Here is a 14,716-nt window from a genome sequence, read left to right on the forward strand (position 1 = left end):
GCGGCAGACATGGTGCCGCCCGGAGATCGGTGGATGCACGGCGAAGGGGTGACCCCGGCGCCTTAGAGACCGCTATTCTCGGCGGCAGTCTTCAGGGCATCTTCCGGACTGGTCTGGCCAAGCAATGCTTCCTGAATGGCCTGCTGCAGGGCTGTCGAAAGCTCCTGGTATTTCGGCGTCGTCGGACGCGGATACATGGCGGCCAGCGACAGCTTGGCAGCCGCAATCAGCTCTTCCTGATCCTTGCTGACGGACGCATCTTCATAGGATGAAGCCCAGATCGGCAGGCTGAGCTTGGCATACTGGTTCTGCACAGCTTGCGAGGTCATGAAGGTGATGTATTTCCAAGCTTCGTCCGGATGCTTGCTGGTCGCCGTGATACCGAGGCCCATCGAACCGTTGACGGCCGAAACCTCGCTCTTGCCGGCAACGCCCGGAGCCGGAACGACGCCGACCTTGCCTGCCACCTTGCTGTCCTTGCCCGCGTTGGCGAGGTTGTACATGTAGGTCCAGTTCAGCGCGAACGCGGCTTCGCCGTTTTCAAACACCTTGCGGACGTCTTCCTCGAGGAATTCCTTGGAATTCGGATTGGAGATACCGGACGAATAGCTCGACACCATATACTTCAGCGCATCAAGGCCGCCACCGGTCTGGAAGTTGGGCTTGCCGTCCTTCAGGAAGTCGCCGCCATAGGCGCTGACCAGCGTCGTGTAATCGCAGACCGCAGCTTCCGCCTGCGACCAGCTCCAGGCGACCGGGGTGGCCAGAAGGCCCTTGTCCTTGATGGCCTTGGCCTGTTCGGCCAGCTCGTCCCAGGTCTTCGGCGGCGTCTTGATGCCTGCCTTTTCAAGGATTTCCTTGTTGTAGAACAGGTATTTCGTATCAAGGATCCATGGCATGCCATAATAGGCGCCGTCATACTGTACCGTCGTCCAGGCGCCGGGCAGCACGTTCTTCTTCATGTCGTCGGTGACGCGCGAGGACACATCAACCAGAACCTTGTTGCTGGCATATTCGGCAGGCCAGATCACGTCGAACAGCACGACGTCATAGCCGCCGCCGGAACCCTGCGCCAACACGGTCTTGTCGTGCAGGCCTTCGTAAGGCACGAATTCGAGATTGACCTTGACGTCCGGATTAGCCTTGGCAAAGGCATCGGTCATGGCCCGGACATCGGCTTCGCTATAGGCGGCCTGCGCCATGAACAGAGCATTGAGCGTGGTTTCAGCATAGGCATTGGTCGCAAAAAATGCACCGACCAGAGCGGCGCCCATGAGCGCATTACGTTTGGCTTTCAACATGTCTTTTCCCTCCATTATTAAACAACAGTCGTCTTCTCGGCCCGCAAAACGCGCGCCTCTCCGCGAAACCGCGTGAAGCGGCTTCCGGCATGCCTTGTCGAAGTGTTGTGCGGCCACTAGGACTTGTTCCGTAATGCCGTTTGTTCCCGAAAAGCTCTGCGGCTCTTTTTTATTAAGTCAATTGCTTTGACTTAATTCTTGTTCAATATTCTAATGGTGTCAAGAGGGTTCCGCGGGATGAACGAGATGCGACCGATCCGGGCCAAAAGCGGCACCAATCAGGAGGGCACCAGCGCCCATAACCGCCGCGTCATGATCGACGCGCTGCGACTGAACGGGCAGTTGTCGCGTGCCGATCTCGCGCGGGCAACAAAACTCACCAAGCAGACAGTCTCCAACATCATCGAGGATTTGGAGCGCGACGGACTGGTGGTCTCGCTGGCGGCAGTCCGCAACGGCCGCGGCCAGCCCTCGACGCCCTACCGGCTGGTGCCGGACGGTGCCTTTGCCATCGGCCTGCAGATCGACCGGCATGTGACGCGGGCCATCGCGGTTGATCTCGTTGGCACCGTTCTGGTGCGCGCCCAGGCAAACCTGCCACCGGGCGGCCCGGCCAATGGCGCCAAGGTCATTCTCGACCTGATCGAACATGTGCGTACCGAACTGGCTGGCATTGCCGATCAGGCCGAGAAACGGCTGGTCGGCCTTGGCGTCGCCATGCCCGGCCCGTTCGGGCTGGCGACCGACAACGACGATCAGTGGATGATGGCCGCCTGGCAGAATTTTCCGCTGCTCGAGACACTGGCCGCCGGCACCGGGCTGGAAGTGGCACTCCAGAACGACGCCGCCGCCTGCGCCACTGCCGAGCGCATGGTTGGTGCTGCCCATGGCATCGATCATGCCGTCTGTCTGTATGTCGGTTTCGGTATTGGCGCCGGCCTTATTCTGAATGGTGAACTCTATGCCGGAACCAACGGCAATGCCGGTGAAATCGGCATGGTGCTGTTACCTCCCACCCAGCGGCGGCCGGACCAGACGTCGCTTGAGCACCGCGCGTCGCTTGCCTCGCTCTACGAGCATCTCGGCGCCGACCCGTCCGATCCCGGACTGCCAGAACACCTGAACATGCTGGTGAACACCGGCGATCCTGCGATGGCATCGTGGATCGATGCGGCCGCCGAAGAATTGCGCTGGGGGGTGCAGATCATCGAGACAATCTTCGACCCCCAGACCGTCATTCTCTGCTCAACCGGGCCGGAAGCGCTGACCCGCAAACTTCTGGAGGCCATCCACCCCCTGCTTCCGTCCAACGCCAACCGCCCGGGCCGCCCGATACCCCGCCTGCAACTGGGCATGACCGACCCCTGGTCGGTGGCGCTCGGTGCAGCCGCCGAACCGATCAGCCGCGCCTTCGACCCGCGTTTTTCGGCGATCCTGAAAACGCGGGCCAACGCGCTGGATTGAGGGCCGGGCCGCATGAACTTGCACCAAAGGACGGTCAGCTTTCGGCCCGAAGCGGTCAAGCAGCCCTGCCAGTGTATCGGTCTCACCGCCAGGTGGATGACGAAGGCACGAACGGTAGAACGAGTTTCTTCGAAGCGGGATAAAGGGATTTTCAATGACGATTGTTGAGCGTGCCCGGCCTGTTCTTGATCCGGTCGACCGGATGTCCGAGATTGTCTTCGGATTACTGATGGCGCTTTCCTTTACCGGAACGATGAGTGCGGCCGTAGCCGATGGGGAACAGGTCGGCGGCGTGCTGGTTGCCGCGCTGGGATGCAATGTCGCGTGGGGCATCGTGGACAGCGTGATGTTCGTGCTTGCGGTCGCAGTGGAGCGGGCGAGAAAACGACATTTGATGACATCGATCCGAAAAGATGCTGTGCCTGAAGCCCGCCAGGTTTTTCTTGAGCACCTTCCCGATGAGATCGGATCATGCCTCGACAACAGCCAGGTTGAGGCATTGTTCTCATGCATGCGGGCGAAGCCGGAGGTACAAGGCGGCAGAGTGGTTACGCTTGGCGATTTCAAGGCTGCTGTGCTGATTTTCGGACTTGTCGTCGCCTCGACACTGCCTCCGAGCATCCCTTTCTTTTTTATCGACGAATTGCGCTTGGCCATGCGCGTGTCCAACGCGACATCGCTAGTCATGCTGTTTATCATCGGCGCTCAGATCGGCAGATATACCGGACGGAAACCTTGGCCAACGGCCTTTGCCATGGCTTCGATCGGCAGTGTCCTCGTGCTCGTCACCATCGCGTTCGGCGGATAAACGGCGCGAAAAGGCAGTTTAGCTCACGGCACTGACGTGTTCAGGCCGTGCGGAAAGCCATCACAAAACACCCCAATGCACCGATCGACGACAATGTGCGCACATGGTTCCACCAGACCCAGTCGACGAGCGTGGTGGATGCCCACAGGCGGGCGGCTTCGTCGCTGCCCGGTTGCAGTGCTTCCAGCGCATTGTTCATCGGCACATTGACGATCATCGTCACCAGGATGACGCCTGCGAGAAAGAGCAGCCCGCCAGCGATCAGATAGAACCGCGCCGGCCCGCCATGGATGAAACCGCCGGCAACGAGGATCAACGACAGAACCGCCGTTCCCATGAAGACCAGCAGAAACCATGGATTGAGGATCACCACGTTGATCGCCTGCATTGCGGCGATGCCCTGCTCGGCCGGCAGCCGCGCCAGCGACGCCATGATGCAGACCGAGAAGATGAAGAACAGGCCGGCATTGAGCCCGGCGCCGATCACGGCCGAAAAGATCAGCCAGGGAAAAAGTGCGGCAATCATTTCGGCTCCTCCCAGACACCGGTTGCAACAGTTTCACGCACGAAACCGGCAAAACCACGCGGCGGACGGCCAAGCGCCTGGGCGACACCGTCCGTCAGGCTCTCGTTGCGGCCATCGAGAACGCTGGTGAACAGATACCGCACCAGTCCGATATAATCAGCCGGAATCTGCGCCTGTTCCAGCATGGCGGCATAGTCATCGATACCGACGGTAGTGAAGCGGATATCGCGGCCCGTCTGCCGGGCGATCTCCGCCACCGCCTCACCGAACGTCATCAACTGCGGCCCTGTCACCTCGTAGGTCTTACCCGTGTGCCCCGGCTCCGTCAAAGCGGCAACCGCAACATCGGCAATATCATCGGCGTCGATGAAGGGCTCCTTCACAGCGCCGACCGGCAGGAACAACTCGCCGGACTGGATGCCGTCGAGCAGGAAAGCCTCGCTGAAATTCTGGAAGAACCAGCTGGCGCTGATGATGGTATAGCCAACGCCGGACCGTTTCAGCGTCTCTTCCGCCGCCAGAGCCTCGTCTTCTCCGCGTCCAGACAGCAAGACCAGATGTTTGACGCCCTTGTCGGCCGCCATCCGGCAGAGAGTCCCGATCGCCTCGACGGCACCTGGAACAGCAAGGTCCGGCTGGTAGCTGACATAGGCGGCATCGGCACCGTCGAGCGCAGCCGCCCAGCCCGAAGGATCGGTCCAGTCGAATGCCGGAGCGGTCGAGCGCGACGCAAGCCGCACGTCCTTGCCCTTTGCCGCCAGGCGCTCCGCCACCCGCCGCCCGGTCTTGCCGCCACCGCCCAGGATCACAATCGTTCCGCTTGCTTCTGCGCTCATCAACCTGCTCCCTTTGGCCTCAACAATATGAGCAATCCTCACATTTGCTAAATGTGATAAACCCTCGTATTTTGATCGTCAAGCGAAATATCGAAAGGATGACCCTTGGCCCTGGACCAGACAGCCCCCTCGCCGGCACCGGAAGACGAAGGGGCAATGCGCAAATCGCCGACGCAAAAGCGCAGCCGCGAACGGGTCGAGCTTATTCTGTCGAGTGCCTCACGGCTGATTGCCGAGCGTGGCAGCGACACGATGCGGATGAGCGAAGTGGCCGAGCTGAGCGGCATTTCGATCGGTTCGCTCTATCAGTATTTTCCCGACAAGGCGGCGATCATCCGGACGCTGGCCGAGCGTTACAATGCTATCTCGCGCACCTGCATCACCGATGGCCTCGCCGATGTAAGGACGATGGCAGACCTGCAACGGGCCTTTTCGGCGCTGATCGATGAGTATTACGGGATATTCCTGGCCGAGCCGGTGATCCGCGACATCTGGTCGGCAATGCAGGCGGACAAGGCATTGCGCGAGATCGAGCTTGAGGCCAGCCGGCAGAATGCCATCCTTCTCACCAGGGCGCTGAAGCGCGCGCTGCCGGGCGAGAACGTGGACAAGCTTCAGGCGTCGGCCTTGCTGGTGATGTATTTTTGCGAGTGCGTCATGCGGCTGGCGATCTCGACCGGCGAGCCGGAAGGCCGCGCCCTCATCGAAGCCTATAAGCGCATGGCCTATCGGAGCTTTGCTGACGCCCCCGATACGCCGTGAAATCCCGGCGCATCAGGTTTGCCAGCAGGCTTGCCGCTCAGGCAGAGCCACTCGTCGCTCGCCGTATCGGATGCCTATCGAGCCGAGGCAATCAGCTCCGCCGCCTTTTCCGCGATCATGATGACGGGCGAATTGGTGTTGCCCGAAACGATCGAAGGCATGATCGAGGCATCGACCACCCGCAGTTTTGAGAGGCCATGCACCCGCAATTGCAGATCGACCACCGCCAGCGGATCGCTGCCCATCTTGCAGGTGCCGACCGGATGGAAGATCGTCGTGGCGATATCGCCGACACGGCGGATCAGGTCCTCTTCGCTCTGATACTGCGTACCCGGAAGCATTTCCTGCGGCCGGTATTTGGCGATGGCACCGGCTTCCATCAAGCGCCGTGCATGGCGGATGGAATTGGTCGCAACAATCCGGTCCCCGGCCGTCGAAAGGTAGTTCGGGCGGATTTCCGGAGCGACGGAAAGATCAGGCCCGGCGACATGCACGGTCCCCCGGCTTTCCGGCCGCAGGTTGCAGACCGATACGGTGACGGCCGGATACTTGTGCAGCGGTTCGCCCAGCCGGTCGGTGCTCAGCGGCTGCACATGGTATTCGAGATCGGCCGTAGCCACCGCCGGATCGCTCTTCGCAAAAATGCCAAGCTGGCTCGGCGCCATCGACAGCGGCCCGGAGCGGCGCAACATGTATTCGAGCCCCATGCCCGCCCGGGTGAACAGGTTGTGGTAGAGCTGGTTCAGCGTCTTGGCGCCCTCGATGCGGAACACCGTGCGGATCTGCAGATGATCCTGCAGGTTTTCGCCGACACCCGGAAGATCATGGGTAACACCGATGCCAGCGGACGCCAGCACATCCGCCCTGCCGACCCCGGAAAGCTCCAGAATCTTCGGCGAATTGATTGCACCGGCCGACAGGATGACCTCGCGGCTGGCGCGGGCAACATGCGCCTGCCCGTTCATCCGGAACCGCACGCCGGTCACCATTCTGCCGTCGAACTCCAGCCGCTCGGTTTCCGCCCCGGTCAGCACCCGCAGATTGGCCCGCTTCATCGCCGGGCGCAGGAAAGCCTTGGTGGTGTTCCAGCGCAGGCCGCCGCGCTGGTTGACCTCGAAATAGCCGGAACCCTCGTTGTCGCCATCGTTGAAATCGTCGGTTTTCGGAATGCCGAGTTCTTCAGCCGCATCCCGGAAGGCATCAAGGATCGGCCAGGACAGCCGCTGTTTTTCCACCCGCCATTCGCCACCCGCCCCGTGCATCCGCGACTTGCCGCGATAATTGTCCTCGGATTTGAGGAAATAGGGCAGCACATCGTCCCAGCCCCAGCCGGTATTGCCTGCCTGCCGCCAGCCGTCATAGTCGGCCGCCTGGCCGCGCATATAAATCATACCGTTGATCGACGAGCAGCCGCCGAGCACCTTTCCACGCGGATAAGGCAAGGAACGGCCGTTCAGCCCAGCCTCGGCCGCCGTCTTCATCATCCAGTCGGTGCGCGGATTGCCCATGCAGTAGAGATAGCCGATCGGCACATGCACCCAGTGATACCGGTCGCTGCCGCCAGCCTCGAGCAAAAGCACGCGGTTTTTCGAATCTGCAGAAAGCCGGTTGGCCAGCACGCATCCCGCCGATCCAGCCCCAACGACGATGAAGTCGTAGGTTCCCGCATCCAAGGTCTGGTCATTCACATGCATGTTCACGCCGCCACTCCAGCAACAACCGGCTCAACCGCTGTCAGACGCCGCCAGAGCGGCCCCATCGCCTCGGCAATATCGGTATAGAGAGCGTAGCGCCGGGCATAATGTGCATCAAGCGAGACGTTCGGACGATAATGCCGCTCGGTGCGCACCATGGCTGCGGCACCCGCACCGAAATCCTCAAAGATACCGACGCCGGTTCCAGCGGCGATCGCAGCTCCCAATGCACCGGTTTCGCGCGAGCGGGCAACGGTGACGGGAACGCCGAGCACATCGGCGAAGATCTGCGGCCAGATCAGGCTGCGCGACCCGCCACCGGAAAGGACAGCCTCGTTGAACACGGCACCGGCCTTGCGGATCGTCTCGATATGCTGGCGATGACCGAAGGCAACGCCTTCCAGCAGCGCCCGTACGAGATGCCCCTTGGTGTGCCAGCCGGCGATGCCGTAGAAACCGGCCCGCGCATGGCCGTCCTGCTGGGCGCCGTAAAGATAGGGATGGTAAAGCGGATCGTCGGCCGTGGGCTCGACTGCTCCGGCCAGCGCGCAAGCTGCATCAAAGGGCGAAACGCCGTCCGCATGCTCGCCTTCAAAGAACTCCCTGACCAGCCATTCGAGATTGGCGGCCGAAGTAGCGCTGTTTTCCATCGCCATGTACCGGCCACGGTCGAAAGTGGAGGACATGAAGACCGGCCCATCGAGATCGGGACCGTCGATGATCACCTGGTTGATGCTCCAGGTCCCGGCGATGATAGAGGCGCTGCCGGTGCGCGTGACGCCCGACCCGAGCGCCGAGGCGACCACGTCGAACAGCCCGCCCACCACCGGCGTGCCGGCGGCAAGACCGGTCTGGCTCGCCACCTCTTCCGTTACCATGCCGGCAATATCGGCACTTTCGATCAGCGGCGGCAGAAGGTCCATGCAATCGCCGAGGCCATAGGCCTCCATCAACGCCTTGTCGTAGCGGCGTTCGGCAAGATCAAGCAGCCCCGCGCCGGACATGTCGGAAACCTCGCTGACCCGCTCGCCAGTCAGGCGGTTGACGATGAAATCCTTGGAGAAGAACACAGTGCCGATACGGCTGAACTGCTCCGGCCGGTGGCGCTTCAGCCAGGCGAGCAAGGTCGGCGTCTGCGACGGCCAGGGACGCTGGCGGGCAATCGGATAGGTCCGCTCGCCGACGCCAGTTCCACGCCATTCGTCGACCAGGCCGGACGCCCGTGTGTCGAGCGACTGGATGCCGATGAGCGGTGCGCCATCGCGATCGAGCGCATAGAGACCGTTGCCATGCCCGGCGCAACCGATCGCGGCAATTTCCTCGGGCTGGATCTTCGCTCTCTCAATGCAGGCGCGAATAACCTGCCGCGCATTGGTCCACAGTTCATCGAGACCGCGCTCGACATGGCCCGGGTGCGGCATGCGGCTATGGCCTTCCTCGGCAGCGGCCGCGATTTCGTTGCCCGCCCGGTCAAAAATCACCGCCTTGATCACGGTGTTTCCGGCGTCGAGCCCCAAAAGATAGTCTTTCATTCTAAACCCCTCCCAAGGCTCTGACAGTTTTGCGCGGATCGGGCCGAAAACACAGGCCTTACTTCCTCTTCTCCCCAACGGGGAGAAGGTAGCCCGAAGGGCCGGATGAGGGGGCGGCAGGCTCTGAACTCGCCGCCCCCTCATCGCCTCGCTAAGCTCGGCACTTCTCCCCGTTGGGGAGAAGAAAGAACCTGCTCCTTACCCCTGCTGATAACGCGCAAACGCCTGTTCGCCGCTGGCATTCTCATGAATGATCGCCATCAGTCCGCGCACCACGGCACTCGGATTGGCATGCTGATAGATGTTGCGCCCATAGACCATGCCCATGGCGCCCTGCTGCATCAAGGCCGCCGATTTATCGAACACAGCCCGCAAATCTTCCTTGCCGCCGCCACGTACCAGAACCGGGCAGCGCGCCGCCTCCACCACCCGGTGGAAATCCGCGGCATTGTCGGTCGGGTCCGCCTTGACGATATCGGCACCCATCTCGCGGGCAAGACGCGTCAGCGTGACGATCTTGTCGGCATCGCCATCCACCATGTAGCCGCCTTTTTCCGTGACCGGCTGCATCACCAGCGGCTCGATCATCAGCGGCATGCCATACTTGTCGCAATCGGCCCGCACGCGGGAAATATTCTGCACGCACTGGCGGAACAGGTCCGGCTCGTCCGGCAGCATGAACAGGTTGACGACGACGCAGGCGGCATCCATCTCGAGCGCGCCGATCAGCGGCTCGGCCTCGTTCTGCAACACCGCCCACATGTCGCGGTGGCGGATGCGGTTATAGGGGTTGCCCATGTCGATGCGCATCACCAGTGCCGGCTTGTCCTTGCCAGGGATATCCTGCAGCAGGTCCGCCTGGCCGTAGTTCATCTGGATCGCATCCGGCCCGGCAGACACCAGCGCCTTGACGACCGCTTCGATGTTTTCCAGTCCATCGAGGAAAGACGGCTCGTTGCATACGCCGTGGTCTATCGCCACGTCGAGGCAGCGGCCATTGCCGAACAGCCGGTTCATCCGGACTTTGCTGTTGTTTCGCATTCTGTGCTCCTTGGTTCGTTCCTTGCGGAAAGCATATCTTCATCGACGCCATGGCGCCCGTTGAGAAGGGTGAGAAAACGGCTGCGCTCCTGAGCGCGCTGCGCCGGTGTCCAGTGTTTTTCCTGCGCCAGCAGATCCAGCACCGCATCGGCCATATCCAGCGACAGTTCGCCCGAAATCGCCAGCGCCGTCCGGCGCAACAGCAGATCGTCAAGATGCTCGACCGCTTCGCCGCGGATCAGGAACTGCAATTCGCGTACCGAATAACCGGCGTGCGGCAGCGCTGCGTCGGGGCCTGCCGCAATGAAGGCTGCAACGGCCTCGGCATCGGTGCCATAACGGGCAAACAGCTCGGCCATGCGCGCTCCGGAAAGCCCCTTGGCCGTGGCAGTGTTCTCAAGCCAGACCGGCGCATTGGCCGGAAAGGCCCGCCCGCCGCCGATTGGCCGGTCGGTTGTCGAAACACGGCGGCGTTTGCCTAGCCGTTCGAGCGCCATATCGGCGGCCATCTCCCCGAACGACCGGAACGTCGTCCACTTGCCGCCAATCATGCACAGCACCGGCGGACCACCATCCTTCGGCTCCACGACCGTGCAGAAATGATCGCGCGGAATGCGGCCGGTAAAGCTATCGGTGCTGGCAGGCAGCGGCCGCACACCGGCAAACTGGAAGACGATCTCCTCCGGCCTGATCTTGATATCCGGCAAGACGAAGGCGAGCGATTGCAGGATGTAATCGCGCTCGTCGGCTTCGCAGCGCACGGTTTCCGGATCATCGACGCGGATATCGGTGGACCCGACCAGCACCTTGCCGAGATAGGGAAACAGGATGCAAATCCGCCCGTCCTCATTTTCGTAATAGATCATGTGATCGGCGAGCGCGCCGCGCAGCGCGTCATTGTCGATGATCAGATGCGATCCCTTGGTGCCGCCCATCAGCGGTGCGGGGAGCGCGTCCGGCGAAAACAGGCCTTGGTTGGCGATATCGATCCAGCCACCAGTGGCATTGATGATCAGCGCCGGTTCAACGGCAACGGATGCACCGCCAATCTGGTCTTCCACGCGATACCGGCCGTCTTCCGTGCGGCGCAGCTCCGCATAGTTCAGCGCCTTGGCCCCGGGTGCCGCCAAAAGACCGTCCTGCAACAGTTCCATGCCAAGCCGTTCCGGATGACTGACCCAGGCGTCGAAATAGGTGGCAGAACTCTTGATGCCCGGATGAAGGGCTGGCCATTTGCTGAGCGTCGAACGCCGTCCGCGAAACTGATGGCGCGGCATCATCGCCCGCTTGCGTGTCAGGAAATCATAGATACTGAGACCTGCCTTGATGGCAATGGCGCCCCTGCGGCTCGGGCTGCGGCTCAAACCCAGAAACCGGACGAGACCATTGCCGAGACCGGAAAAGATATCGAAGACCGGCACCGTCGTCGGTAGCGGCGCCACGTAATGCGGCGCGTTGCGCAACAGCCGGTCCCGTTCGGCGAGCGATTCCTGCACCAGCTTGAACTCGCCATTTTCCAGATAGCGAAGCCCGCCATGCACCATGCGCGACAGCGCGGCACTGGCACCCGAGCAGTAATCATGCTTTTCGACGAGCAGCACGTTCAGCCCCTGCAGCGCCAGTTCCCGAAAGACGCTGATGCCGTTGATGCCGCCGCCGATGACACACACGTCCACCTTCGGGCTCTGGCGGAGCCCGTCCAATATTTCTTCACGTTTCATGATGGCGATCCGCTACCTGTCCATATCAGTCAGTTTCGCCGCTATCGCCGTATCGATGGCCGCGAGATCGGCCGCGTCGAGCCGGATGGTGCCTGCCCGCGCGTTGTCGATCGCCTGCGCCGGATTGCGCGCGCCGCACAGCGCGAAGGTCACGCCAGGCTGCGCCAGTGTCCAGGCAATCACGGTCTGGGCGATGCTGGCCTCATGCTTTTCCGCAACCGGCCGGATGGCGTCGGCCAGAGCCGCTGCCTTCTTCCGATTCTCGACTGAAAAGCGGGGATTATCCTTGCGCTGGTCGTCGCCGGAAAACACCCGGTCCGGACCGATCGTGCCCGACAGAAGCCCGAGCGCCAGCGACGAATAGCTGAGCGTCGCGATGCCGTTGGCCTTGGTCATTGGCAGAAGATCCACCTCGATCTCCCGATCGATCATGCTGAACCGTTCCTGGATCGCATCGAGACCACCCACCGCAATATAGGCATTGAGATCATCGCGGCTGACATTGCTCGCCCCGATGGCGCGGATCTTGCCGGAGGCGCGCAGGTCTTCCAGCGCCCGCATGGTCTCTTCGACCGGCGTCGTCGGGTCTTGCCAGTGGGTGATGTAGAGATCGATATAGTCGGTTCCGAGCCGCTTCAGGCTCTCCTCGACCTCGTGCAGGATTGCGTCCCGGCCGAGATAGCGATGAACCGGCTTGCCGTCCTGATCGAAGAAGTGGCGGCCTTTCTGCGTGTGCCAGACAAGACCGCATTTGGTGGCGATGACGGCCTTGTCGCGGCGGCCAGCCAAGGCCTTGCCGACGATCTCCTCCGAACGGCCAAGCCCGTAGGCCGGCGCCGTATCGATCAGCGTTACGCCGGCATCGAGCGAAGCCTGGATTGCGGCGATGGATTCCGCCTCGTCCGTCCCGCCCCACATCCAGCCGCCGATCGCCCATGTGCCGAGCCCGACCGCCGAGGCGGAAACGCCGGATGCACCGATCTCGCGTGTCAACTGTTGTCCGCTCATGCCCATTTTCCTTCGCCATTCGCCAATGCCAGCACGCGCGCACCGGTCGCTTCGTCCGTCACCAGCGTATCGAGATGATTGCCTCTCAGAACACTGAGGATCGGTCCTGCCTTGTTTGGTCCGCTCGCCACGCCGATCTTGGTGGGGATCGAGGCAAATTCCGGCAGTGTCAGCGACACCAGCGACCGGTTGAGGCTGTAGTCACAAACCTGCCCCTGATCGTCGAGCAGATGCGCCAGCAGTTCGCACGATGCGCCGGAACGCTCGATGGCCGCGCGGTCGGTGCTCGAAGACGGATGCAGGTCGTAGTAACTCGAGTCGTCCGACAGGATCGAGCCGATGCCGACCACGGCGATCTTCGCCTCGCGGGCCCGCTTGAACACGTCGGCAACGGAGCGCATGTTGATCAGCATGCCGCGCTCGGCCGCACTATCGGCAAACAGCGGCGCATGGATCTGGTAGGAACGCCCGCCCAGCCGGTCGGCCATCATCGTCGAGACGTGGTTGACGTCGGTGTAATGTTTGCCCTGGACGCAACCGGTCGCGGGGATCACCTCGACATCAAAGCGGCGCTGCGCTTGCAATCCGGCAACGACGGCGCTGACGCCCTTGCCACCGGTAATACAGATCGTATCGCCATCGATAATCTCTTCCAAAAGCAGCCGGGCCGCCGCCTCGCCGACCGCCTGCAGCGCTGTCTGCGGATTGTCCGACACCGTCGGCACCACCACGGCGCGGCCGATACCGCCGAGCGCCAGCAGCTGTTCTTCCATATCGACCAGCGGCTCGACCGGCGACTTGATCTTGATTTCGACGAGGCCCAGCTGGCGGCCGCGCTTGATCAGCCGATTGACGGTGGCGTGCGAGATGCCGAGCTGATCGGCAATCTGCGCCTGCGTCAGCCCTTCGAGGAAATGCAGAACCAGCGCCTGGTGCATCTGCCGCGCAATGACGATCTCCTCGCGCGGCGCATTGGCGGGTTTCAGTTTGGCAATCGGCCTATTGGGCGACATATCAGGCAGCCTTCCGCTTGTGCAGGAAATGGTCGATTGAAACAGCGGCGAGCAGAATGCAACCTTTGATCATGTCTTGCCAATAGACGGACACGTCGAGCAGGATCAGCGAGCTGGTGACAACAGAGAGCAGAGCGATGCCGAGGATCGCCCCCAGGATCGTGCCGGAGCCACCGTTGAGCGAAGCGCCGCCGATCACGGCCGCTGCGATGATGTTGAGTTCCATGCCAACACCGAACGTCGGGGTCGCGGCACCGAAGCGCGACATGTATATGACGCCGGCAACACCGGACAGGGTGGCGCAGAGCACGGTGACCCAGAATTTCACCTGGTTGGTCTTGATGCCGGAATACAGCGCCGCCTTCTCGTTGCTGCCGGTATAGAACACCTTGCGGAACGCGGTTGCCCGGCGCAGCAGGAAATCGAACAGCACGACGACCGCGACGAAGATCAGGATGACATAGGGGATGCCGTAGAACGTCCCCTGCCCGACCGCCTTGAACGACGGTGGCAAGGTAAACAGCGACAGCGGCGTGCCCTTGGTGATGATCAGGCAGATACCGCGCACGATCACCATGGCCGCAAGCGACGTAATGAAATGGTTGAGCCCCACCACCGTGACGAAGAAGCCCATGACGCAGCCGATCAGGCCGCTGGCAATGATGCCGATCAGCGATGCACTCCACGGATCAAGCCCCATCAGGAACAGCGATCCCGACAGCACCATCGAGAAGCAGACGACCGAACCGACCGACAGATCGATGCCGCCGACGATCAAAAGGATGGTCATGCCGACGACGACGATGCCTTCGACCGAAAAGGACATCATCATCGCCCGGAAGTTGCCGAGCGTCAGGAAGTGCGGCGAGGCAAACGTCATGGCGATGCAAAGCGCCAGGATGATCGCGATCAGTCCTGCCTCGCGCATCGTCCCCAGCCGCTTCCAGCCCGGCGCCCGCGCCTGATGTGCCGTTGCCAATGTAGCATCCGCCATGACCTTGTCTCCTGCC

13 protein-coding genes are annotated in these 14,716 nt (G+C 62.0%); 3 read left to right on the top strand and 10 right to left on the bottom strand.

What is annotated here, in order from left to right:
• Positions 1 to 62 precede the first annotated feature (62 nt).
• A complete protein-coding gene (locus ACSQ3J_RS16705; RefSeq protein ID WP_060506015.1) occupies positions 63 to 1,301 on the bottom strand; it encodes an extracellular solute-binding protein in 1,239 nt (412 codons plus the stop codon).
• Positions 1,302 to 1,538: 237 nt separating this feature from the next.
• On the opposite strand from ACSQ3J_RS16705, the gene ACSQ3J_RS16710 reads away from it, so the two are divergent.
• Both ACSQ3J_RS16710 and ACSQ3J_RS16715 read left to right on the top strand, forming a co-directional pair.
• Positions 1,539 to 2,765, top strand: a complete 1,227-nt coding sequence (locus ACSQ3J_RS16710) for an ROK family transcriptional regulator (RefSeq protein ID WP_060506016.1) — start codon at positions 1,539 to 1,541, stop codon at positions 2,763 to 2,765.
• A gap of 154 nt (positions 2,766 to 2,919) precedes the next feature.
• Entirely contained in the window at positions 2,920 to 3,573 is a 654-nt protein-coding gene (locus tag ACSQ3J_RS16715; RefSeq protein WP_060506017.1) for a VIT1/CCC1 transporter family protein, read from the top strand.
• Positions 3,574 to 3,613: 40 nt separating this feature from the next.
• Here ACSQ3J_RS16715 and ACSQ3J_RS16720 read toward each other — a convergent pair whose 3' ends face one another.
• Together ACSQ3J_RS16720 and ACSQ3J_RS16725 are read right to left on the bottom strand one after the other, a co-directional pair.
• Positions 3,614 to 4,096 (bottom strand): anthrone oxygenase family protein, encoded by a 483-nt coding sequence (locus tag ACSQ3J_RS16720; protein ID WP_060506097.1) that lies wholly within the window; start codon positions 4,094 to 4,096, stop codon positions 3,614 to 3,616.
• Complete coding sequence (locus ACSQ3J_RS16725) at positions 4,096 to 4,935, bottom strand: NAD(P)H-binding protein (RefSeq protein ID WP_060506018.1); 840 nt, start codon at positions 4,933 to 4,935, stop codon at positions 4,096 to 4,098. The genes ACSQ3J_RS16720 and ACSQ3J_RS16725 overlap by 1 nt, the downstream gene beginning before the upstream one ends.
• Positions 4,936 to 5,091: 156 nt before the next feature.
• Here ACSQ3J_RS16725 and ACSQ3J_RS16730 point away from each other — a divergent pair, with 156 nt between their 5' ends.
• Positions 5,092 to 5,697: a TetR family transcriptional regulator gene (locus ACSQ3J_RS16730; RefSeq protein WP_112834579.1), complete on the top strand. Its 606-nt coding sequence runs from the start codon at positions 5,092 to 5,094 to the stop codon at positions 5,695 to 5,697.
• A 74-nt stretch (positions 5,698 to 5,771) separates the two neighbouring features.
• On the opposite strand, the gene ACSQ3J_RS16735 is transcribed toward ACSQ3J_RS16730, so the two are convergent.
• The 7 genes from ACSQ3J_RS16735 to ACSQ3J_RS16765 all read right to left on the bottom strand — a co-directional run bounded on the left by ACSQ3J_RS16735 (position 5,772) and on the right by ACSQ3J_RS16765 (position 14,700).
• Positions 5,772 to 7,391: a GMC family oxidoreductase gene (locus tag ACSQ3J_RS16735; RefSeq protein ID WP_436039610.1), complete on the bottom strand. Its 1,620-nt coding sequence runs from the start codon at positions 7,389 to 7,391 to the stop codon at positions 5,772 to 5,774.
• 2 nt (positions 7,392 to 7,393) lie between these two features.
• Positions 7,394 to 8,923 carry an FGGY-family carbohydrate kinase gene (locus ACSQ3J_RS16740; protein WP_060506020.1) on the bottom strand — a complete coding sequence of 510 codons (1,530 nt, stop codon included), beginning with the start codon at positions 8,921 to 8,923 and terminating at the stop codon, positions 7,394 to 7,396.
• A 198-nt stretch (positions 8,924 to 9,121) separates the two neighbouring features.
• Positions 9,122 to 9,964, bottom strand: a complete 843-nt coding sequence (locus ACSQ3J_RS16745) for a class I fructose-bisphosphate aldolase (RefSeq protein ID WP_060506021.1) — start codon at positions 9,962 to 9,964, stop codon at positions 9,122 to 9,124.
• Complete coding sequence (locus ACSQ3J_RS16750; protein ID WP_436039574.1) at positions 9,937 to 11,685, bottom strand: FAD-dependent oxidoreductase; 1,749 nt, start codon at positions 11,683 to 11,685, stop codon at positions 9,937 to 9,939. Before ACSQ3J_RS16750 ends, ACSQ3J_RS16745 begins: the two co-directional genes overlap by 28 nt.
• Before the next feature lie 12 nt (positions 11,686 to 11,697).
• Entirely contained in the window at positions 11,698 to 12,693 is a 996-nt protein-coding gene (locus tag ACSQ3J_RS16755; RefSeq protein WP_060506023.1) for an aldo/keto reductase, read from the bottom strand.
• On the bottom strand, positions 12,690 to 13,706 hold the full coding sequence (locus ACSQ3J_RS16760; RefSeq protein WP_060512043.1) for a sugar-binding transcriptional regulator: 1,017 nt from the start codon (positions 13,704 to 13,706) through the stop codon (positions 12,690 to 12,692). The genes ACSQ3J_RS16755 and ACSQ3J_RS16760 overlap by 4 nt, the downstream gene beginning before the upstream one ends.
• A gap of 1 nt (position 13,707) precedes the next feature.
• A complete protein-coding gene (locus ACSQ3J_RS16765; RefSeq protein WP_112834580.1) occupies positions 13,708 to 14,700 on the bottom strand; it encodes an ABC transporter permease in 993 nt (330 codons plus the stop codon).
• Positions 14,701 to 14,716 lie beyond the last annotated feature (16 nt).

This window comes from Rhizobium sp. LjRoot98, from assembly GCF_964252935.1.
Classification (GTDB): Bacteria; Pseudomonadota; Alphaproteobacteria; order Rhizobiales; family Rhizobiaceae; genus Pararhizobium.